Annotated in this window: 12 protein-coding genes; 5 read left to right on the top strand and 7 right to left on the bottom strand. The window is 73.1% G+C overall.

From position 1 onward, the window contains the following. Positions 1 to 2: 2 nt before the first annotated feature. The 4 genes from ACFYPA_RS19655 to ACFYPA_RS19640 all read right to left on the bottom strand — a co-directional run bounded on the left by ACFYPA_RS19655 (position 3) and on the right by ACFYPA_RS19640 (position 5,770). Positions 3 to 1,616: a PrsW family glutamic-type intramembrane protease gene (locus ACFYPA_RS19655; RefSeq protein WP_359313285.1), complete on the bottom strand. Its 1,614-nt coding sequence runs from the start codon at positions 1,614 to 1,616 to the stop codon at positions 3 to 5. A gap of 158 nt (positions 1,617 to 1,774) precedes the next feature. Next, positions 1,775 to 2,653 (bottom strand): tRNA (guanosine(46)-N7)-methyltransferase TrmB, encoded by an 879-nt coding sequence (gene trmB, locus ACFYPA_RS19650; RefSeq protein ID WP_389133442.1) that lies wholly within the window; start codon positions 2,651 to 2,653, stop codon positions 1,775 to 1,777. A 4-nt stretch (positions 2,654 to 2,657) separates the two neighbouring features. Then, the gene (lhgO, locus tag ACFYPA_RS19645) at positions 2,658 to 3,914 is read right to left on the bottom strand and encodes an L-2-hydroxyglutarate oxidase (RefSeq protein ID WP_359083831.1); all 1,257 of its coding nucleotides are present in this window, start codon (positions 3,912 to 3,914) and stop codon (positions 2,658 to 2,660) included. A 119-nt stretch (positions 3,915 to 4,033) separates the two neighbouring features. Next, positions 4,034 to 5,770: a sporulation protein gene (locus tag ACFYPA_RS19640; protein WP_359083832.1), complete on the bottom strand. Its 1,737-nt coding sequence runs from the start codon at positions 5,768 to 5,770 to the stop codon at positions 4,034 to 4,036. Between the two features lie 1,394 nt (positions 5,771 to 7,164). Between ACFYPA_RS19640 and ACFYPA_RS19635 the strand changes: the two genes are divergently transcribed. Further along, entirely contained in the window at positions 7,165 to 9,276 is a 2,112-nt protein-coding gene (locus tag ACFYPA_RS19635; protein WP_359313290.1) for an asparagine synthase-related protein, read from the top strand. A 219-nt stretch (positions 9,277 to 9,495) separates the two neighbouring features. Further along, on the top strand, positions 9,496 to 12,849 hold the full coding sequence (locus ACFYPA_RS19630) for a BTAD domain-containing putative transcriptional regulator (RefSeq protein WP_389133157.1): 3,354 nt from the start codon (positions 9,496 to 9,498) through the stop codon (positions 12,847 to 12,849). A 30-nt stretch (positions 12,850 to 12,879) separates the two neighbouring features. On the opposite strand, the gene ACFYPA_RS19625 is transcribed toward ACFYPA_RS19630, so the two are convergent. Both ACFYPA_RS19625 and ACFYPA_RS19620 read right to left on the bottom strand, forming a co-directional pair. Then, entirely contained in the window at positions 12,880 to 14,883 is a 2,004-nt protein-coding gene (locus ACFYPA_RS19625) for a sigma-70 family RNA polymerase sigma factor (protein WP_389133154.1), read from the bottom strand. A 310-nt stretch (positions 14,884 to 15,193) separates the two neighbouring features. Beyond that, positions 15,194 to 16,087 carry a helix-turn-helix domain-containing protein gene (locus ACFYPA_RS19620; RefSeq protein WP_359348359.1) on the bottom strand — a complete coding sequence of 298 codons (894 nt, stop codon included), beginning with the start codon at positions 16,085 to 16,087 and terminating at the stop codon, positions 15,194 to 15,196. Positions 16,088 to 16,425: 338 nt separating this feature from the next. Between ACFYPA_RS19620 and ACFYPA_RS19615 the strand changes: the two genes are divergently transcribed. After that, positions 16,426 to 17,823 carry an NAD(P)/FAD-dependent oxidoreductase gene (locus ACFYPA_RS19615; protein ID WP_359083839.1) on the top strand — a complete coding sequence of 466 codons (1,398 nt, stop codon included), beginning with the start codon at positions 16,426 to 16,428 and terminating at the stop codon, positions 17,821 to 17,823. 194 nt (positions 17,824 to 18,017) lie between these two features. Continuing rightward, positions 18,018 to 19,682, top strand: coding sequence for a SpoIIE family protein phosphatase (locus tag ACFYPA_RS19610; protein ID WP_389133150.1), 1,665 nt, complete (start codon positions 18,018 to 18,020; stop codon positions 19,680 to 19,682). Positions 19,683 to 19,700: 18 nt separating this feature from the next. Here ACFYPA_RS19610 and ACFYPA_RS19605 read toward each other — a convergent pair whose 3' ends face one another. After that, positions 19,701 to 21,008, bottom strand: coding sequence for an MFS transporter (locus tag ACFYPA_RS19605; RefSeq protein WP_389133440.1), 1,308 nt, complete (start codon positions 21,006 to 21,008; stop codon positions 19,701 to 19,703). Positions 21,009 to 21,155: 147 nt separating this feature from the next. Here ACFYPA_RS19605 and ACFYPA_RS19600 point away from each other — a divergent pair, with 147 nt between their 5' ends. Beyond that, positions 21,156 to 21,710: a MarR family transcriptional regulator gene (locus ACFYPA_RS19600; protein ID WP_359083843.1), complete on the top strand. Its 555-nt coding sequence runs from the start codon at positions 21,156 to 21,158 to the stop codon at positions 21,708 to 21,710. Positions 21,711 to 22,105: the final 395 nt, after the last annotated feature.

Raw genomic sequence — 22,105 nt, 5'->3', positions numbered from 1 at the left:
GTTTACCCCGGCGGGTTCGTGTAGGGGGGCCGGGGCCGGTTGTCAGGCGCGTGCGTGTAGGGCGCGTTCGCGTACGGCGCGTGCGTGTACGTGGGTGCGCTGTACGGCGGCGCGCTGTAGGGCTGACCGGCGTACGGGTGCGCGGGGTGCGGGTACGGCTGGTGCGCCGCCGGCGTGAACCGGGGGCGCAAACGGCCCGTGGCCTGCGCCGCGTGCGCCAGCGCGGGGCCGGCGGTCTCCCTGCGCTGCCACAGGTGGTGCAGCAACTCCCGCTCGCGTTCGGCGAAGTCCGGGCCCGCCGTGCCGCGGCGGGCCTGTCGGCGCAGAAAAGCCAGCGAGGTCGCGAACGACTCGTACTCGGCGACCGTCCGTGCCGCCTGCCTGCCCCGCGCCTTCACCTCCTTCCGCGTCGCCGCGGATATGTGGGGGTGGGCGTGGGCAGCGTGGCGAGCGTGCGCGGGAGCGTATGCCGGGTGGTTCGCGGGGCCTCGGGGCCTGCTGAACGGGCCGCCCGTGGCCGCTGCCGCCGCGCATTGGCGTGCGATGTCCCGGGCCATGCCGCGGGCCCGCATCGAGGAGAGGGCGAGGGGCTCGGCGGGGGACAGCCAGCCGGCCGCGGCGTACGCCGGCAGCTCGACGCCAAGGGTACGCAGCTCGCGTCGGCGGGCCCAGATCGCCAGCCAGGTCACCAGCCCGAAGGCCGGGACCATGAAGGCCCCGTACACGGCGTAGAAACCGTACGGGCCGAACGAGGACGACCCGTTCCACAGGGCGTGCATGCCCATCGCGAGGAGCAGGCCCAGCAGCGGAAGCGCGAGGCGCCGGACCCGCTGGTGGCGGGCACTGCTCGCCGCGATGCCGAAACCGATGCCGGTCAGCACGGTGAAGAGCGGATGGGCGAACGGCGACATCACCGCCCGGACGAAGAACGTCGCCACGGTCACGGAGGCGAACCCCGAGTTCAGCTGCTGGTCCTCGCCGAAGGCATTGCCCAGATAGAGGATGTTCTCGGTGAAGGCGAACCCCGTCGCGGTGAAACCGGCGACGACCACGCCGTCCACGATCCCGCCGAAGTCCCGTCTGCGGAACAGGAAGATGAGCAGTACGGCCGCGGCCTTGGCGCTCTCCTCCACGACGGGCGCTATGACCGTGGCGCCCAGCGTGTCCGCGCTGCCCGGGTCGGCCGTGGCGGTGGCGATCCACCGCGTCGCGAAGGAATTCGCGAGGATCGCGACCAGGGCTGCCGCGCAGGCTCCCCAGGCGAAGGCGAACAGCATGGTGCGCCATGGGCCCGGCTCGACGCGGTCGAGCCAGCGGAACGCCGTCATCAGCACCGGGACCGGCAGCACGGCCAGACCCAGCCCCACGAGGAACCCCTGCGTCCCCGTCTGGTCACGGACCAGGGCGAGGATCACCAGACCGCAGAGCGCCAGCACGGTGAAGACGGCGACGACGCGGAGCGTCCTGCTCCGCCACAGCATCCCGACGCGGCGCGGACGGTAACGCCACTGGCCCCGGTCCGGCACGGCAGACAGGGCCTCGCCGACCAGATGCTCCTCGAGCACCGGTACGGCCGGCTGCGAATGCCGCTGCTGCTGAACAGACCCGTCGGACACCCCACGACCCTAACGAGCGGCACTGACAACGGCCATGGCGCATGGACCGCACCCGGATCGACGGGGTTCGACGGAAGACCGCCCAGGAGCTGTTCACAGGCCCGCCGAGGACCGCCCGGAGGTCGGCCGGGGGCCGGTCGGGGGCGTTCCAGGGCCCTTCAGTGGCGGGCGAAGAGCAGGTCGTGCACCACGTGGCCCTTGTCCAGGCCCTGCCCCTCGAACCGGGTCAGTGGCCGGAACGCCGGCCGTGGCGCGTAGCCGCCGTCCGCCGCCGTGTTCTCGAAGCGGGGGTGAGCGGTCAGCACCTCCAGCATCTGCTCGGCGTACGGCTCCCAGTCGGTCGCGCAGTGCAGGACCGCGCCGGGCTTCAGGCGCTGCGCCGCGAGGTCGAGGAACTCCGGCTGGATCAGCCGGCGCTTGTGGTGGCGCGACTTGGGCCACGGGTCGGGGAAGTACACCCGCAGCCCGTCCAGGGAGTCCGGCTCCAGCATCTCGCGCAGCAGGATGATCGCGTCACCGTTGGCGACCCTGATGTTGGACACGCCGTTGCGGTCCGCGAGACCCAACAGGTTGCCCTGCCCCGGGGTGTGCACGTCGACGGCGAGGATGCCGGTGCCCGGGTCGTCGGCGGCCATCTGCGCGGTGGCCTCGCCCATGCCGAAGCCGATCTCCAGAACCACCGGGAGCCCGTCGAACAGCTCCGGCAGATCCAGGACGCGCAGCCCGTCGATGTCCAGGCCCCACTTGGGCCAGAGCCGCTCCAGCGCATCCTGCTGGCCGGGTGTGACCCGGCTGCGGCGCGGCTGGAAACTGCGGATCCGGCGTTCGTGGTGCGAACCGGCCGGGTCGGCCGCGGGGCCGCCGGGGAAACGGGGCTCCTGGCGCAGCCTGCGCGCACGGTCCAGGGCGGCGGCGCGCAGGTCGTCCGGGATTCCGGCGGTGGCGGGCGCGGCGTCGGACCGCTCGGCTCCGGGCGCGGCGTCGGACTGGTCGGCTCCGGGCGCGGCGTCGCCGGGCGTCGCGGGGGAGGGGTTCATGGGCTCAGACACAATGCCCTGATTCTACGGCGGGCGGCTTCCACCCCGTCTCCTCTGCCCGGAGCAGCGCCCTGCGTGCCACCTCCCGCCCGATGGGCAGCGAGGCCGTGGCGGCGGGCGACGGGGCGTTCAGCACGTGCACGGTGTGCGGGGCCTCACGGATCAGGAAGTCGTCCACGAGCGTGCCGTCCCGCAGCACGGCCTGGGCCCTGACCCCGGCCGGGGCGGGGCGCAGGTCGGCCTCCGTCACGTCGGGCAGGAGCCGGCGCACGGCCGTCGTGAACGCGTGCTTCGACAGCGAGCGGTGCACTTCACCCGCCCCGTACCGCCAGTGTCTGCGGGCGATCTGCCAGGAGCCCGGCCAGCTCACCGTGTCCCACAGCTCCCGGGGGCGTACGACCGGCCAGCCGTATCCCTCGCGGGCCAGCGCCGGCACCGCGTTCGGCCCGACGTGGACGCCGCCGTCGTGGCCCCGGGTCAGATGGACGCCGAGGAACGGGAACGCCGGATCCGGCACCGGATAGACCAGGCCGCGCACCAGTTCGGGCCGGGCCAGCTCGTAGTACTCCCCGCGGAACGGCACGATGCGCATCCCCGGGTCGTCGCCCGCCAGCCGCGCCACCCGGTCGCAGTGCAGCCCCGCGCAGTTGACCAGCACCCGGGCCCGGACCACCAGGCCGTCCGCCGTCCGCACCGCGACACCCCACGGCCGCCGGTCGATCGCGGTGACCTCGGCACCGAACCTGATCAGGCCGCCGGCGCCCCGCACCTCGGTGGCGAACCGCTCGGTGACCGCGCCGAAGTCGCACACCCCTGTCGTGCCCACCCTGATCGCGGCGAGGCCCCGCACCCGCGGCTCGTACTCGGCGATCTGGGCCGGCCCCAGCTCGCGCACCGGCAGCCCGTGTTCCCGGCCGCGCTGGACCAGGGAGTGGAGCCGGGGGAGCTCGGAGCGGCCGGTCGCGACGATCAGCTTGCCGGTCACGGCATGCGGGATGCCGTGCTCCCGGCAGAAGTCGACCATCTCGGCCGCGCCCCGCACCGCGAACCGGGCCTTCAGCGAGCCCGGGGGGTAATAGATGCCGCTGTGGATCACCCCGCTGTTGCGCCCGGTCTGGTGGCGCGCCGGGCCCCACTCCTTCTCCAGCACCGTCACCCGTGTGCCCGGTGCGGCCCGCGTGATCGCGTACGCGGCCGACAGACCGACGATCCCGCCGCCGATCACCAGCACATCGCAGTCGTACGCCGCGTGCGTCATCATCACGCCACCTCCCACCCCGATAGTGCACTGACCCACTGACAACGCACTCAAACCAGTACGGGCACAGCGTGGCGCATCCCGTGCGGGGCCGGCCGGGGGCCGGACCCGCACGGCGGTGGCTACGCGGGGGCGACCAGCAGCGGGCGGGCGCGCTCCCGCAGCTCGACGACGCGCGGCTCGTCACCGTAGGGCTCCAGCCGGTGCAGCAGGTCGCGCACGTACTCGGTGGTGCGGGCCGACGAGATGCGGCCCGCCACCTCGACGGCCCGGGTACCCGCCGCACAGGCCGCGTCCAGGTTGCCCGATTCCAGCTCGGCGACGGCCGAGACGACGAGCCGCAGACCGTGCGAGCGGACGAACTCCTCGGTGGGCCTGGACAGTGCCTGCTCGGTGAAGCGCCGCACCTGCCGCGGCGCCTTCAGGTCGAGGTGGCACTCGGCGGCGTCGGCCGCGAACCGGTCGTACGAGTAGAAGCCCAGCCACGAAGGGTCCGCGTCGCCGTCCCGGGAGCGCTCCAGCCACCCCTCGGCGGCCTTGAGCGCGGACCCGGCGGCCGGTGCGTCGTTCGCCTTCGCGTGGGCCCGCGCCTCCACCAGGCGGAAGAAGCTCATGGTGCGTGCCGTCGCGAGGCCCCGGTTGCGCTCGACCGCCGCCTGCGCGAGGTCGACGCCCTCGTCGGCGAACCCGCGATAGGTCGCCTGGAGGGACATGGACGCGAGGACATAGCCGCCGAGCGGCACGTCGGCCGCGGCCCGCGCCAGGCGGAGCGCCTGGATGTAGTAGCGCTGGGCCGCCTCCTGCTGACCGGTGTCGAAGGCCATCCAGCCGGCGAGCCGGGTCAGTTCGGCCGCCGCGCCGAAGAGCGCCCGGCCGACCTCGTCGCTGTACGAACCCAGCAGCAGCGGCGCCGCGTCGACCCGTAAGCACTCCGGGACCATGGACGAACGCCAGTCCCCGCCGCCGTACTTGGAGTCCCAGCGGCGGGCGTCCTGGGCGGCCTCCCGCAGTTTGGACACATCGCTGTGGCCGACCCGCAGCGGCGAGACGTCGTGCGCGGAGTCCGGGCCCGGCTGCACGGGGATCGACAGGCCGTGCCCGGCACCCGGCGTCGAGCCGTGGCCGGGCGCCGATGCCGAACCGTGGCGGGGCTTGAGGGAGGTGCCGGCCCCGGCGGCCGCGCGGTGCCCGGCCGATGCCGTCGACTGCTCCGACGCGTTCTGAGCCGGGGCGGGGCCCGGACCGCCCTCCTGCCCGTGGGAGCCGGGCGGAAGGGGAGCATGTGACGTACCCGGCGCCCCCTGCGCCCCTGATGCGCCCCGTGCGCCCTGTGCGGGGGGCGTGCCGTGTGTACCGAGGATGGCCGCCACCGCCGCCGTCGAGGCGCGTGCCACCGACGGGTCCGCGGGGGATATCAGCCAGCGGGACGCCGGCGTCGCGTACGCACTCACCGAGAACGATCCCGCCAGCGACTGCCAGATCCCGCCACTGCCCGCCCGGCGCCCGGCCAGATCCAGCCGGTACAGCTCGGTCGCCGAACGGACCGCCTCACCCACATCGCGCGGGAACGCCAGCCCGACCTCCGGCGCCGGGTCGGCGTCGGCCAGCCCGATCTCGTGCAGCGGGACGGGCCGGCCCAGCTTGGCGCCGATCGCCGCGGCGATGAGATGGGGCGCGGCACCCTGCGGCACCATGCCCTTGGAGACCCACCGGGCCACCGAGGTCTTGTCGTACCGAAGTGTCAGTCCGCGCTGCGCCCCGAGGTCGTTGACCCGCCGGGCGAGCCCGGCGTTGCTGATTCCCGCGAGGGCGAGAACGGTTCCGAGCTTCTCGTTCGGTCCGCGTTGCTCCCTGGACATGCGCCACCCCTCGACACACAGACGGCAGCCGCGTCACCGATGCGGCGCGCGGCATTCGTACCGGGTTCTCCCCAGGGACGAACCCCGGCACTCCGGCCGCACACGCATTTGGCCGTGCCCCGAGGAATATGCCGCCCTGCTGAGAACATCAGTAAACCCAGCGTAGTTCGCCGCATCCCTACCGTTAAGGGCCAGACGTCCGTATGGCGGGATTGTTGTCCGTACCGGCCACGCGTGGGGGACGGCGGGGAGCCGGGCGACGCGAGGGGCGGAAGGGGCAGTACGGGCGAGCGGGGGGCGAACGCCGGGCGAAGGAAGAGGGGAGAAAGGGCGGAGGAAAGGAGGGGGCGCGGGGGAGGGTCTGTGGAGTCCGACCGCATCCCGTGCGGAGATCGCCGGATCGGAGCCCCGGACGCCTCCGGGGCGGGGCGGTCAGGGGTCGCGGGCGTGGCGCGGAGGTGGTGTGCGGCCGGCCAGCGCCCACCCGCCGACCAGCCCGGACCCGAAGCGCCGGGGTGCGTCCGACGCCCTGTCCGTACGGCCGTGACGGCCCTCGAACGGGGTCCGGCCCGGGGCATCTCCGCGTGCTCCTGGTGTGTGGCCGTGCGCCCGGCCGTGCGCTCTGGCCCGGTCCTTGCGAGAGCGCTTGCATGGGTGCTGCGTGGGTCGGCCCGCTGCACTGGACACAGCGGGCTGGGGGAACACCGTCGCCTCATTCCCCGCAGGCGGCGGACCGGTCCGGGGGGCGGACCGCGCCTCCCGGACCGAGCGTGGAGCAGGTGCGGCGCGGGCCGTCGAGTCAGGCCCCGGATCGGGCTGCCGAGCCCTTCCCCGGCACGGACCGCGAGCCTGCAGAGCTGGATGCGGCTCGGAGCGAATCAGCAGGAACAGGTGCATACCTGTCCACGATGTGCCGACTGATCGGTTGCGACACCTCCTGAGAATGGCCGGATGTCGCCGGTCGGACGAGGTTGGGGCGACGGTTTCGCGGACATCCCGGCAGCCGTCCCCGCGAGGCCCCGGCGAGGCCCCGTCCGTGGCCGGATCCGGGCCGTTGCTCCGGCGCGTATCCGGGGAAGGTGACGCGCGCGATCCATGACCTGGGCGGGATCCCGACGTGTGGAGTGCGGACGGCGTGCAAGGGAACGCACCGTGCGGAACGTGTAGTTCCGTTGCCGTAGGGGCCGACGCGCGCGGGCCGTACGCCGGACACCAGGTCCGGCGACCGCCCTCCGGCCTTTGCCAGGGGCGCATGCGCTCACGACGTGCGCCGTCCGTAGCCACTCCTGCGCGCCGTTGTCGTGGCAGCATGTCCGCAACGGCGCCGCGCGTTACCGGAGTTCTCCCGATACTGCCCTGCTGCGCCGATTTGTCCACAGCCTGTGGAGGCGGCGATGCGTTGGTTGGTGGGCTGGAGCAGTATCGCCGCGAGCTTCGGCACGGTCGGAGCGGTCGGCGGCGGTGATGAGGGGCGCACGATGCACCCCGTGGGTTCCCAACTCCTGTGGGGTGACCCGGATCCGCTCTGGGCGGTGGGCGACTGGCGGCCGGACGAGATCCGAACCGTCCGGGTGGACACCGCCGAGGGCGCGCCCACCGCACGGCTCGCCGTCCTCGGCTGCTGCGGCGCGACCGACGAACAACTGCGCGTCGGCCTCCTCGCCGCCCGCGGCGGAGCGCTGCGCCACCTCACCGCATGGACCGGCAGCTACACGGCCGTCGTCCAGATAGGCCGCCGGATCACCGTGGCCGGAGACCTCGCCGGAGCCCGCCCGGTCTTCTACACGCCCTGGGCCGGTGGCACGGCGTACGCCACCGCCGCGCTCCCCCTCGCCGACCTCATCGAGGCCCAGCTGGACATCGGCCACCTCGCCGCCCTGCTCGCCTGCCCCGAGACTCCCGAGGCACTGCGCGACGGCACCCCGTACGAGGGGGTGAAGCGCATCCCGCCCGGCCACGCGCTGATCCTCCGCGAGGGCTCGCGGGAGATCACGGGGTACGAGGCGGTGGCCTCCCTCGCCGTGGCCGCGCCCGAACTCGACCCGGTGAGCGCCGTCGACGGGGTGCGCGACGCCCTCGTCGAAGCGGTGCGCGCCAGGCTCCTGGCACCGCGCCACGCCCCGGAAACCCTGCCGCCCGACCCCGGCCCCGTCCCCGGCATGGGTCCTGCCGAACGTCGTGCCGCCCGGGGCGCACCCGTCCCCGGAATCGGATCGGACCTCTCCGGGGGCAGCGCCTCGGCGACCCTCGCCCTCCTCGCCGCCGGGCTCCCCGGCCTGCCCGGCACGATCCTGGGCCATGGCACCGGCGCGGGGGAGCGGCTGCTCGCCGTCACCTTCAACGACCTGACGACCCGCGCGCACGAGGACGAACTCGAACGTGCCCGCGTCATCGCCGCCAACCCGAGGCTGCACCACGTCGTGGTGGCGGCGGGCGAAGAGGCCCTTCCCTACGCCGACCTGGAGAACGGCCCGCTCACCGACGAGCCGGCACCCTCCCTCATCCTCGCCGAACGCCATCGCCGCCGCCTCTCCGCGGGCAGCGCCGACCATTTCGTGGGCGACGGTGCCCGGCAGGTGCTCGACGCCCACCCGGCACGCCTCGCCGATCTGCTGATCGACCGCAGACGGCGCCACCTGTTGCGCCCGGTCGCCGCGCTCGCCAAGGCCGAAGGCCCCTCCGCGCACTCCCTGTTCGTGCCGCTGACCGTCTACCGGGCGGCCCGGCGCCTGGCCCGTACGTCCTACCGCACCGGCCTCGAAGCCGCGGCCGGCCGCCTGCCCGACGCCAACCGCCTGACGCCCGACCTCGACACCCCCGCCGACGCCTCGCTCGCCGCACTGGCCTGGTCCCGGCCGGGGCCCGCCGCCCGGTGGCTCACCGGAGAGGCGCTGGCCGAAGTATCGGTTCGTCTCCAGGAGGCCGCGATCCGCCCCGTCTCCGTACAGCGCCCGGGCGAGGCACGGGCCAGAGCATCCCTGGCCCGGCACGCCGCCGGCCACCGGATCCTGGAGCAGGCCGCCGAGATCCGCAGCCAGCGACTGCACGCCCCCTTCCTGGACAACCAGGTCGTACGCGCCGCCCGAGCGCTCCCCGAATCCCTCCGGGTCCAGCCGGGCGCCCGCGCGGCGATCCTGCGCAGGGTCCTGGCGGGTGCGGGCATCCACGAGCTGCCGCCCGGCTGGGGCACCCCCTCCCAGGCCACCTCGACCGCTGTCACCCGGACCGGCCTGCGCGCCTCACTGCCCGAGCTGATCGCCCTGTTCGACGCCCCGCTGCTCGCCGACGCGGGTCTGGTCGAGGCCCGCGTCGTACGCAAGGCACTGCGCGCGGCCTCCGAGGGGGAGCCCCTCCCGCTGGACGGCCTGGCCGACCTCGCCTCGACGGAACTGTGGCTGCGCCGCCTCGTGTCGCGGCGCGGCACCTGCTGGACGGGGACGGCGGCGCCTCGGCAGCGCGCGGTCGCCGGCGGGGTGGCCCCGGCCCGACGGTCCCTGCAGGGGTAGCCCGCGGTCTGGTTTCTCCCGTTGCTTCCCACGGCCGGCCTCTTGCGGCCGGCCGTGTGCGCTGGTCCCGCGGGCGGGCCTCTGCGTCCGGATTCCTGCGGCGGACGCCATTGCCTCGGCGGTTTCCCGCGGGGCGCCCCGGGACGAGGCCCCCGGTGCTCCGTCGCCCGGCCGGCGGGACAGTGCTCCGTTGCCCGACCGGCGGGACACAATGGCGAGATGCGGTATCTGATCCTGGGCGTCACGGAGGCGCGAGACGAGCATGGCGCGGCGCTGTCCCTCGGCGGTACGCGTCTGCGTGCCCTGCTCGCCGCCCTCGCCCTGCGGCCGGACCGCGCCGTACCCGTCACCGAGCTGGTGGACGACGTCTGGGCGGACGAGCCCCCGGCGGATGCCACCGCAGCACTCCAGGCCCTCGTCGGGCGGCTGCGCCGGGTCCTGGGCAAGGACGCGCTGACCAGCGGCCCCGGCGGCTACCGCCTCGCCGCCCGGCCGGACGACGTCGATCTGTACGTGTTCGAGCGGCTGGCCCGGCAGGGCGGGGCCGAGCTGGAGGCCGGCGCCCCGGTCGAGGCCGCCCGCACCCTGCGTACCGCACTCGCCCTCTGGCGCGGCCCCGCCCTCGCCGACCTGCCCGACGGGGGCCGCGGCCACGCCCTTCGCCCCGAGGCCCACCGGCTGGCCACGCTGGAGCGCCGGATCGAGGCCGACCTGCGTGGTGCGGGGGCGGGGGCGCAGCAGGCGGCCGGGGCCCCGCCCGGTCCCGATGACGCCTCCGCACCCGGCCCCGCCGCCCTCGTCGCCGAACTGGCGGAGCTGACCGCCTCCCACCCGTACGACGAACGCTTCCGGGCCCAGTTCATCCGCGCCCTTCGCGCCGACGGCAGACAGGCCGACGCACTCGTCGCGTACGAGGACGCGCGCCGCACCCTCGCGGACGGCCTCGGCACCGACCCCGGGCCCGAACTGGCCTCCCTCCACCACGAACTGCTCGCCCCCGCACCGGCCACCCCCGCCCCGACCGGCACGTTTCACGTGAAACCGGCCCAGGGCAACCTTCGCCCCAGACTCACCTCCTTCGTGGGCCGCGAGCCCGAACTCGACGCCATCCAGAACGACCTGGCGCAGGCGCGGCTGGTCACGCTCACCGGCCCCGGGGGCTCCGGAAAGACCCGCCTCGCCGAGGAGTCCGCAGCACGCGAGGGCCACGCCACCGGCACTCCGCGAGACGTCTGGCTCGCCGAACTCGCACCGGTGGAAGACCCCGACGCCGTCCCGGGAGCCGTGCTGTCCGCGCTCGGGCTGCGCGAAACGACACTGCTGCGGGACAGCACCCACGACGGGCCCTTCCCGCGTGCCGACCCGGTGGACATGCTCGTCGACCGCCTCGGTTCGCGCGCCCGGCCCGTCCTCCTCATCCTCGACAACTGCGAGCACGTCATCGGCGCGGCCGCCACGCTGGCCGAGACCTTGCTGACCCGCTGCCCGCAGCTACGCGTGCTCGCCACCAGCCGCGAACCGCTCGGCGTCCCCGGAGAGTCCGTACGACCGGTCGACCCGCTGCCCGCAGGCCCCGCCCACCGTCTGTTCACCGAGCGCGCCAGAGCCGTACGCCCCGGCTTCGACCCGGAGCGCGAACCGGCACACGATGCGGAAGCCGTGGCCGAGATCTGCCGCCGCCTGGACGGTCTGCCGCTCGCCATCGAACTCGCGGCCGCCCGGCTGCGGTTGCTGAGCCCACGCCAGATCGCGGACCGGCTCGACGACCGGTTCCGCCTGCTGACGGGTGGCAGCCGGACCGTGCTGCCCCGGCAGCAGACCCTGCGGGCGGTCGTCGACTGGTCCTGGGACCTCCTCGACGAAGAGGAACGCACAGCTCTGCGCCAGGTCTCCGTCTTCGCGGGCGGCTGGGACCTGACCGCCGCGGAAGCCGTCATCAGCACGCCGGCCCGCTCCGGCCCGCACACCTCCGCGGGCACCGCCGACCTGATCGGCGCCTTGGTCGACAAGTCTCTGGTGGTCGCCGCCCCCGCAGCGGACGGCACGATGCGATACCGGCTCCTGGAGACCATTCACGAGTACGCCGTCGAGCGCATGGCCGAGACCCCGGACATACGGGCCGCCGCCGACCGCGCACACACCGCGTACTTCACCGCGCTCGTCGAGGAGGCCGAGCCCCGCCTGCGCTCCGGCGACCAGCTCCCCTGGATCCAGCGCCTGGAAACGGACCTCGACAACATCCGCGCCGCCCTGCACCGCACCACGGCCGGCTCCACCCCCTGCGAACCGGACGCGACCCGACTGGTGCTGGGCATGGCCTGGTTCTGGTGGCTGCGCAACTACCGCCCCGAGGGCCTCACCTGGACCGAGAGAGCCCTGGCGCTCGGCCAGGACCCCGCAGACGACACGGACCCGCGGTACTGGGACCGGATGAACCTCCACATCCTGTGGTACTTCTACGCGGCGGAGCACGGGTCGACGGAGGTGAGCCAGAACGACGCCGAGCTCCACGCGTTCGTGGGCCGGGTGGCCGACGCCTTCGCCTCTTCCGGCCCCCGGGGAGCCCGTTTCCCCGGGCTGATCTGGCCGATGACGTCGTTCCTCACCGGAACCGCGGACGACGTACGGCGGAAGATCGACGCGGCGGTCGACAACGCCCGCGTGCACGGGGGCGAGTGGGAGTACGGGGTCACCCTGATGTTCCGCACGCACATGATCGTCGACATGCCGGGCGGCATGCCCGGCATCGACGACGACCTCGCCGAGCTGCGCGCGCTCAGCCGCCGCGTCGGTGACCGGTGGATGCGCGCCCAGGTCGCCAGCGCCGCGGCCGAGGCGGGCATGATGCGCGGGCGCTACGACGAGGCTCGTGCGGCCTACGAGGAGGCTCTGCTGCTCGCACGCGAGGTCGGGGCGCACGCCGAGGCCCCGTTCCTCCTGGCGCGGCTCGCCGAACTCTCCTACCGCACGGGCGACCTGGAGGCCGCCGCCGAGGGTCTCGACCGCTCGGAGGCCGAGGCGGAGAGCCACCAGGTGCGTGACGCCGCCGCGTACATCCACTACCTCCGGGCGACCATGGCGTTCCACGGTGGTGATGCGGCGGCCGCCCGGCGTCTGCTCGCCGCCGCTGAGGGGGAGGCCGCCCGCGGTGGCCCGCCCTCGCACTTCACCGTGGCGCTGGAGGGGTTGTCGGCCCGGATCTCCGTGGACGAAGCGGAGCCCGCGGGCGGCCCCGTAGCCGGGCTGCACGCCCTGACGGCGGCCTTGGTCGCGGCGAGGGACGCGCGGTGCCCCGAGATCGTCAACGGCTACCTGGCGGACGGCGTGGTGACCGTACTGCCGAGGGTGGGCGCTCACGCGGCCGCCGCACGCATCCTGGCCGCCGCAGACAGCTGGCGGCTGTCCGGGCCCAGGACCGCGGCTGAGCAGGCCGAGGTGGACGCGGCCGAGATGCTGGCCCACAAGGAGCTGGGTGCGCGGCGGTACGAGGCGGAGCGCCTCGCAGGCCTCGGGCTGACCATCGACGACGTGATCGCCCTGCTGGAGGGCGTCGCCGCGAACCTGCCCGGGTGAGGGCGTCGGTACGGGGCGGGTCCTGCTCGCTCAGCGGCAGCTGATGCGCGATTCCGCCCAGTCGGCGAGGGCGACGCCGCCGAACGGGGTGGCCGGCTCCACGACGAGCCGGATGCGCTCCTGCCCCTCGATGCCGACGCTCACGGGCACGGCCGGGTCGTCGCCGTGCATCGCCGGGGACTGCCAGAGCCGCGCCCCGTCGCCGTTGAACACCGAGAACCGCACCGAGCCGAGCCCCATGGTCAGGTCGTCCACGCCGACCATCGCCTCGTAACGCGTGCACGGACGGTTCAGCTGGATGGAGACCGAGGAACGGCTGTGGACGGTCACGCCGTGCGCGTACCGCGTGCCGCCGATCGACATGCCGGAACGCTGCCAGACCCAGCTGCTCCCGCCGAGCACCACCTCGGGACCGGTGTGGTCGCCGAGCAGGGTGTAGTCCAGCTCGCTGACCTGGTACACCGCCGGGGCGGGTGCGGGCGGCGGCGGGGGAGTTGGCGCCGGGGGCGTGGGCGGCGGAGTGGAGGGCGGCGGAGGCGTGGGGGTCGGAGTGGGCACCGGCTTCGGGGTCGGTGTGGGCGTCGGTGTGGGCGTCGGCGTGGGCGTGGGTTCAGGCCGCGCGGGAGCCGGCGGCGCGGGCGCGGGCGCGGGAGGCGTCGGCGTCGGTGTCGGCTTCGGTGGTGGGGGCGTCGGCACGGCGGGCGCCACGGCCGGCGGCCTGGCGACCGGCTTCGCCTCGGGGCGGGGCTGGTCGTCCCCGACCAGCGCCCACACGAGGCCGGCCGCGGCCGCGACGGCGACCGCCGCCGCGATGCCGGCCTTCGCCGGAGCACCGAGCCCCTCGGAAGCGGCGGCGCCCCCGGCGGAACCGGCGGACGAGCTTCCGCCGGTGGCCGCGGCGGCGGCCCCGGCACCGGCGGCACCGGCAGCGCCGCCTGCCACGATCCCGGCGGCCTTGAGCGCGTATCCGGCGGCGAACCAGCCGATGACCGCGACCGGCAGCAGGGCGGGGATCCCGGCGTTGACATGGGCCAGTTCACCCGCCGCTAGCCGGCACTTCGCGCACTCGTCCAGATGCCCGCGCAGGCCGCGCTCGGCCCGCATCCGCAGGCCCCCGCGGGCGTAGGCGCCGAGCCGGTCGGCGTAACGCGCGCAGTCGCCGCCGGAGGTGAGCGCCTGACTCACATGGGCTTGCAGATAGGCCTGCTTCAGCCCTTCACGGGCACGGCTGGCCAGCACCGACGTGGCGTTGGCCGTCAGCCCGAACAGCGGGGCGACGTCGCTGGGCGACTCCTCCTCGACGGTGGTGTGCCACAGGACGGCCTGCCAGCGCTCCGGGAGGCTGCGGAACGCCTGCATCGCCATCGACTGCTCGGCCTCGTGCATCGCCATCACGTCGGCGCCGAGATCGAGCGTGTCCGCGTCCGACACCTCGGAGGTGCGCGACGCCTGTGCGGCGAACACCGCGAAGTCGTCGACCAATTGCTCACGCCTGGCGGTCTTCGTCCACGCGGCGGCGACGTGCCGGACCGCCGTCATCAGATAGGCCCGTACGGCCTCCTCGGGGCCCTTGCCACCCCGTACCGCCTGCAGTGTCCTGGCGAAGACCTCGGCTGTCAGGTCGTCCGCGGTGTGCGCGTCACGGCAGCAGGTACGCGCATAGCGGCGCACGGCGCCGGAGTGGCGGCGGAACAGTTCCTCGTACGCGAGGCCGTCGCCGTCCCGCATCTGCTGGATCAACCGGGCATCGGAGGGGGCGAGCCCGGAGGCGTCCCCGGCGGGCGCCTTCCTGGGCGACCGCTGCATGGGCACCGCGGCCGCGGCGTCGATCGCATCCGTTTCCTCGCCCACCGGCTTCTCGACCGGGGCGGGCGGCCATGGGCCGGGCAGGACGGTGCCGCCGACCTCTTCCCCGGACCCGGAGCGCCGGGGCCCGGCCTGGCTCGGCACCTGATGCCCGGGCGACCCGCCCGTTTCCGTGCCATCACCGGCGGCGCCGTCGAGCGCCTCTTCCTGCTGCCCGTCACCGCTCATCGCGGACGCCCCCGTATGCGCTTTCGGACCCGAACACCGGGCAAGCGTGCCACAGAGCGCAGGAACGGCGGCCTTTCAGTCCCACCAACCACTCATCCGGGGCGTTTTCCCGAAAGCGAGCACGAGCCGACACTCATTCGGGGAAGGAGCAACGGGATGTGTTGACGGTGGCTGGGGGGCGGAACGAGACGAGTCGACCGGAAGCGGCCCATCCCTCCGGACACAGGCCCGTCCGGACCGGCCCACCCCGCCCCCTTCGGGGCACGCTCACGCAGAACGGGAACGCGCCCCTCCCACCGCAGGCCACGCCTCACGCAGGGCGCGAGCGCAGCCCCTCCAACAGGATGTCCAGCAGCCGGGTCGAGGCCGCCGCCTGCTGAGCCGCGTCGGGCAGTGAGGGCGCCGCCGTCGCGATGACCAGCAGTACATCGGCCACCGTCACATCACGGCGCAGCTCACCGGACGCCCGGGCCCGGTCCACCAGCCGTCCCACGACCTCCAGCAGATCGGCAGCTCCGGCACCGAGATCCTCGCTCCCGTCCGCCGGTACGGAGAGGCGATCGGCCACCCGCAGACCTGCCTGCACCGGGGCCTGACCGACTTCCTGGCGCTGCTGGGGCACCCGGGGCTCGTCTTCCGAGGCCCGTACGGCACCCGCTTCGCCGACCACCGCGGACTCGTCGACCTCGACGCCGACCCGCAGTATCTGCGGAGGCAGCAGCCGCCCGGCACCCGAGGCCACCGACGTCCGCAGGAAGCGCGACAGTGCCGACCACGGCTCCTCCTCCTGACCCAGCGCGGACCGGGCCTGGTCGGTGAGCCGCGCGGTCTCCTCCTCGGCTATCCGGCGCACCAGCACGTCCTTGCTGGGAAAGCGCCGGTACACCGTGCCGACACCGACCCGGGCGCGGCGCGCCACGTCCTCCATCGGCGCGCCGTACCCCAGCTCACCGAACACCTCGCGCGCGGCTCGCAGCACGTGTTCCAGATTGCGCTGCGCGTCCACGCGCAGCGGCGCCGAGCGTCCGTGCGTGCCGGCCCCGCCGATCCGGTCGCCGAGCGTGGCTGCCAGCGTGCTCACGGTCCCCGACGCCGCCGTGGTTCCACCGGCCCCGACACCGCTCACTGTGCCGACTGCCCCGATCCGTCCGTTTCCTTCGGACGCGACCGCAGCAGTCGGCCAATGCGATTCCTGAATATGCATAACTGTTCCCCCGGTTATGACGTCTCCCCCCGGAGACTCCCGCCGTGTCAGTCGGAGGTGGATCGATGGTCACCGCCCGACACCCCGACGACATACGAACATAGTTGAGCCAGGGTCAATTCAGAAGGGGGCAGCCCGTCGGGAGCGCCGTCCGCGCGGGTCACGGACCGGCCGGCCGGCCACCGAGACCCCTCCCACGACCCCTTCCATAACCCCTGACCTGCGGGACTTCCGTATATATGGCACGGCCGCACCCCGCAGCCCACACAGAATCTCCGGTCACACAATTTGCCGGGGCTGTGGACAAAATCCTGCGCACGTTGCGTCATGGGGTGGTGATGGCTTCAGATTCCGGGGGAACACCCCCCGGCCCCCCGCCGGGTGTGCGCATTCTCGTCGTCGGTGGGGGCTATGTCGGGATGTACACGGCGCTGCGTCTCCAACGGAAGCTGAAGCAGAGACTGAGAAGCGGTGAGGCGGAGATCGTCGTCGTCACGCCCGATCCCTATATGACGTATCAGCCGTTCCTCCCCGAGGCCGCCGCCGGTTCCATCTCACCGCGCCATGTCGTCGTGCCACTGCGCCGGGTCCTGGCGCACTGCACCATCGTCGTCGGGGAGGCGCAGCGCATCGATCACGCCAAGCGCACCGCGACCGTCACCACCCTCGCCACGGGTGAGGACGGCACCGGGGCCCTCGAGATCCCGTACGACGAACTCGTCCTCGCCCCCGGTTCCGTCTCGCGCACCCTCCCGGTCCCCGGCCTCGCCGAGCACGGCGTCGGCTTCAAGACCATCGAGGAGGCCATCGGGCTCCGCAATCACGTGATCGAGCAGATGGACATCGCGTCCGCCACGCGCGACCCCGCCATCCGTGACGCCGCCCTCACCTTCGTCTTCGTCGGCGGCGGCTACGCGGGAGTGGAGGCGCTCGCCGAGCTGGAGGACATGGCCCGCTACACCTCGCGGTACTACCACAACATCAAGGCCGAGGACCTGAAATGGATCCTCGTCGAGGCGACCGGCCGCATCCTCCCCGAGGTCGGGGAGTCCATGGGCAGGTACGCCGTCCGGGAGCTGCGCGGCCGCAACATCGACGTGCGCCTCGACACCCGCCTGGAGTCCTGCGAGGACCGCATCGCCGTGCTCAGTGACGGCTCCCGTTTCCCGACCCGCACGCTCGTGTGGACCGCCGGAGTGAAGCCCGCCCCCCTGCTAGCCGCCACCGACCTCCCGCTGAACGCCCGCGGCAGGCTCGTCTGCACCGCCCGGCTCACCGTCGAGGGGACCGAGCACGCGTGGGCAGCCGGTGACGCGGCCGCCGTGCCCGACCTGACCGCCGCAGAACCGGGCAAGGAGACCGCCCCCAACGCCCAGCACGCGGTTCGCCAGGCCAAGGTCCTCGCCGACAACCTCGTCGCGGCGATCGACGGCCGCCCGCTCAAGGAGTACCGCCACAGCTACGCGGGATCGGTCGCCTCCCTCGGCCTCCACAAGGGCGTCGCGCACGTGTACGGACGGCGGCTCAAGGGGTATCCGGCCTGGCTGATGCACCGTACGTACCACCTGAGCCGCGTCCCGACGTTCAACCGGAAGGCCAAGGTCCTGGCCGAGTGGACCCTCGCCGGTCTCTTCAAGCGCGAGATCGTCTCCCTGGGCTCACTCGAGCACCCCCGGGCCGAGTTCGAAATCGCCGCAGGAAGGCGCCCCGCCCCGGGCGACGGCGACTGTCAGTAGGGTCCGGCACACTGGACGTGTGACCATAGGTGGGCTCACATCTGCACAGAGTGACCCGGCCGGCAGCGACCGACAGTGACCATCGAGGAAGACCGTCCCAGGGGCAACAGACCGCTACCGCATACTTGTGACGCCCCGGCAGAGGAAGCAGCCCGCCCGAGCGGACCAGACCGACACACGAGGCAATGGATTCCGTGAACTTCACGCGTTGGAGCGCCCGCCTACCCGGTACGCAGCGGCGAGCCGCCCGGGACGACCGCAGTCCCGTACCGGCGGCCCGCGTCGAGTACGACCGGGCCGACACCGGATCGGGCCCGCCGGACAGCGCTCCCGACGGCCCCGGCACCCCGTCCGCCGCACCCGCTCTGGAAGACATCTCCGCTCGCGACATCCTCGGTCGGCTGCCCGCCCTCGTCGCCCTGGTGCACGGACCCGAGCACCGCATCGAGTTCGTCAACGACGCCTACGAGGCAGCATTCGGCCCCCGCCCCTGCGGCGTCCCCGCGGCCGAGGCCATGCCCGAGCTCACCGAGCTCAGCCTCCTCCCTCTGATGGACCAGGTCCTGCGCAGCGGCACACCGCGCACGGTGAAGTCCCGCAAGGCCGGCAGCGGCAACTCGTACACGGTCACCTGCACCCCCGTGCGGCGCGACAAGAACAAGGGGCACGACGGCGGCGTCCTCGTGTACGCCGCGGACGTCACCGATCACGCCGAAGCCGCCGAGCGGCTGCGCGCCAGCGAGAGCCGGCACCGCGAAACGGCCGTCACCCTTCAGCGCTCGCTGCTCCCGCAGGAGCTGGAACAGCCCGATGACCTGCGGATCGCCGCCACCTACCAGCCGGGTGGGACGGACGCAGCGGTCGGCGGCGACTGGTACGACGTCATCACCCTCGGCGCGGGCCGCACCGCGCTCGTCATCGGGGACGTGATGGGCCGCGGGGTCCGCGCCGCCGCTGTGATGGGCCAGCTGCGCACCGCCGTGCGCGCCTACGCCCGCCTCGACCTCCCCCCGCACGAGGTGCTCCAGCTGCTCGACGGACTCGCGGCCGAGATCGACGCCAGCCAGATCGCGACCTGCGCCTACGCCGTCCACGACCCCAACGAGGGCCTGCTCGTCTACTCCTCCGCAGGCCACCTACCGATCCTGGTGCGCGACGAGGACGGTACGGTCCACCGCGCCGAGGGTCCGACCGGCCCACCACTCGGCACCGGCGGCTGGATCCACACCTCCGGCACGATCGCACTGCCGCCCGGCTCCACCGCCGTCCTCTATACGGACGGCCTGGTCGAACGCCGCAGCGAGGACATCGACGAGGGCGTAGCCGCGCTGGAGCGGGCCCTGTCCGGTGCTAAGGGGGCGCCGCAGGTGGTCTGCGACCGCCTTATGCGTTCCCTCAACATCACCGCGGAACACGACGACGACGTGGCGGTACTGGTGGTCCAGCACCCTGCCCGCACAGGAGCGACGGCGGAGCTGTTCCACAACGCCGCGCTCGATCTGCTCGGCGGCATCGAGGCGGCCCCGCGCGCCCGCGCCTTCGCGACGGGCGTGCTGACGTCGTGGCGCTTCCCGGTGGAACTGTGCGACCTGGGTGTCCTCGCCGCCGGCGAGCTGGTGGCCAACTCCCTGCAGCACGGGACACCGCCCATGCGCCTGGGCCTGCGGCGCACGGACCGCAGGCTGATCATCGAGGTGACCGACGGAGACGACCACCTGCCGCGCCGCCGCCGCGCCGAACCGGGCGACGAGGCGGGCCGGGGCATCTCCATCGTCGCGTCGATCGCCACGTCCTGGGGCAGCCGCCGCACACCCGGCGGCGGCAAGGCGGTCTGGTGCGAATTCGCCCTGCCGCAGTAGCCGGCCGGAGCCGGACCGTCAGTGCACGACGGCGACCGGCGCCGGCACCTCGGCCGACGCGCTCTCCGGCAACGACACGGCCACCACCCGCGACGGCACGGCCGCGAGCGAAGGCTGGTCCTGTACGGGGGTGAGCCGCCGGCCGAGCCGCAGCGCGAGCACCGTGATGCCGAGCGAGAACAGCACGAACGTCACGATGTACGGCCCGTGCAGCGAGGCCCCCATCGGACCGCCGACGGCAGGCCCGACCGCCAGCGCCAGCTGCTTGCAGAGCGCGAACGCCGAGTTGTACTGCCCGACCATCGACTCCGGTGCGAGATCGGCGACCAGGGGCGCGACGGTCGGCGACAGCATCGACTCGCCGAGCCCGAACAGCGCGTACGTGGAGATCATCGCGGCGGTCGCCATCGTCTGGCTGCCGTGCCCGAGACCCGCGTAGCCCGCCACGATCCAGGCGAACGCCCAGATCAGGCCGACCGAGGCGATGACCCGGCTGCGCTTGCGGCGCTCCACCAGGCGCAGCACCACGAACTGGGCGACGACGATGACGGCGGTGTTGGCGGCCAGCGCGATACCGAGCGTCGAGGGCTGGATCCCGGCGGCCTCGGTGCCGTACGCCGCGAGGCCGGACTCGAACTGTCCGTAGCAGGCGAAGAACACCACGAAACCCAGCACGCACAGCTGCACCATGGCCCGGTGGGAGAGCAGCACCCGCAGCCCACCACGCGGAGCGGATCCGTCAGCGGTCGCCTCCTTCACGACGGCAGGGATACGCGGCATCCGCACGGTCGCCGCGATGGCGCCGAGCACGAGGAACATCACCGCTTCGATCAGGAACAGCATCGTGAAGGACGAGGCCCGGCTCGTGTCCACGATCAGTCCACCGACCAGACCGCCGATGCCGAGCCCCAGGTTCTGCAGGAAGAACTGCATCGCGAACGCACGGGTACGCGTGGCGGTGCCGGAGCAGCGGACGAGCATCGTGGCGAGGGCCGGCTGCATGACAGCGGTACCCGCGCCGAGCACCGCTGCCGACAGGACGGCGGCGGTGACGCCTGCGGAGAGGCCCAGCGCGGCAGCGCCCAGGGAGGCGACGACCGAGGCGATGACCAGGACGGGCAACGGCCCGCGGCGGTCGATGGCCCGGCCGGTGAACGGCAGGACGGCGAGCGCTGCCATGGCGAAGACCGCCAGTACGACTCCCGCCGTACCGGCACCCAGATCCCGCACCTGCGCCACGTAGACGTACAGATACGGAACGGTGAACCCCAGCCCGAACGCGCTCAGCGCGCTCCCCAGCTGGATCCGCCGCAGTGCTGCACCCATTTCCCTGGTCACACTCACCTACCTCAAGGTCTCGAAACCACGAACTCGAACGACTCGAACCCGAAGACTTTAGCACTAAAGTTAGAACGTCAACAATACAGATCGAAGGACTTCGACGGCTACGGAGGGCGTGCCATACTGCCCGCCATGTCTGACACCACCGAGCCAGAGCTCCAGGAGCCGAGCCTCGACGAGCAGATCGCCGCCTATCAGCGCGAGTTCCGGGACCTGGACCCGCAGGTCGAACAGGTCGTCTCGGCCCTCGGCCGGCTGAACCGCCGGATGAACGTGGCCTACGGACGGCAGGTCGCCGCTCTCGGGATCAGCAACGCCGAGTGGGAGGTCCTCAAGACCCTCGTCCTGTCCGGCGCCCCTTACCGGCTGGGCCCGGGCGAGCTCGCCAAGCGGCTCGGTCTCACCCCGGCCGCCATGACGCACCGCATCGACCGCATGGCGGGTGAGGGACTCGTGACCCGTGACCGTGATGAGAACAACCGGGTGCGGGTCATCGTCGAGCTGACGGACGAGGGCCGCACGAAGTGGCTCGAGGCGATGCGGATGGCCACGCAGTTCGAGGAGGACCTGCTTCAGGACCTCTCCGGCGACGAACGGGGAGCCCTCGGCGAGATGCTGATCCGCCTCCTGCGCCGCGTCGAGCACGCCCAGCCGGACGCCGGCGGCCGCCTCACCGACCTGGGCTGAGACCGCCCACCGCGGACCCCCGTCGGGGCCACCGAGTGAGGGGTTGACACGGCTCGTCAGGATCCGTAAGGTTCTTCGAGTTGTCCCCGAGCCGGTACGGTTCTTCGACAACAATCCGCCGCGAATGCGGCAACCCACTCTCCACACGATCTCCCACTCGGGATCAATTTCGGCATGCCGAAATTGATGTGCGAAGACTCGATTATGAGTCGCCGGGAAAATTCGCTAGAGTTTGGGCGTCGGAACGGCCCAACAGCCGGGAAGACAAACCCCGCTGACTGGGAATCAGGCCCGAAAGGATCTGATAGAGTCGGAAACGCAAGACCGAAGGGAAGCGCCCGGAGGAAAGCCCGAGAGGGTGAGTACGAAGGAAGCGTCCGTTCCTTGAGAACTCA

The organism is Streptomyces sp. NPDC005775, assembly GCF_042871565.1.
Taxonomy (GTDB): domain Bacteria; phylum Actinomycetota; class Actinomycetes; order Streptomycetales; family Streptomycetaceae; genus Streptomyces.
The sequence above is the reverse complement of the archived record's forward strand: the minus strand, read 5'-3'. Positions and strand labels throughout refer to the sequence as shown.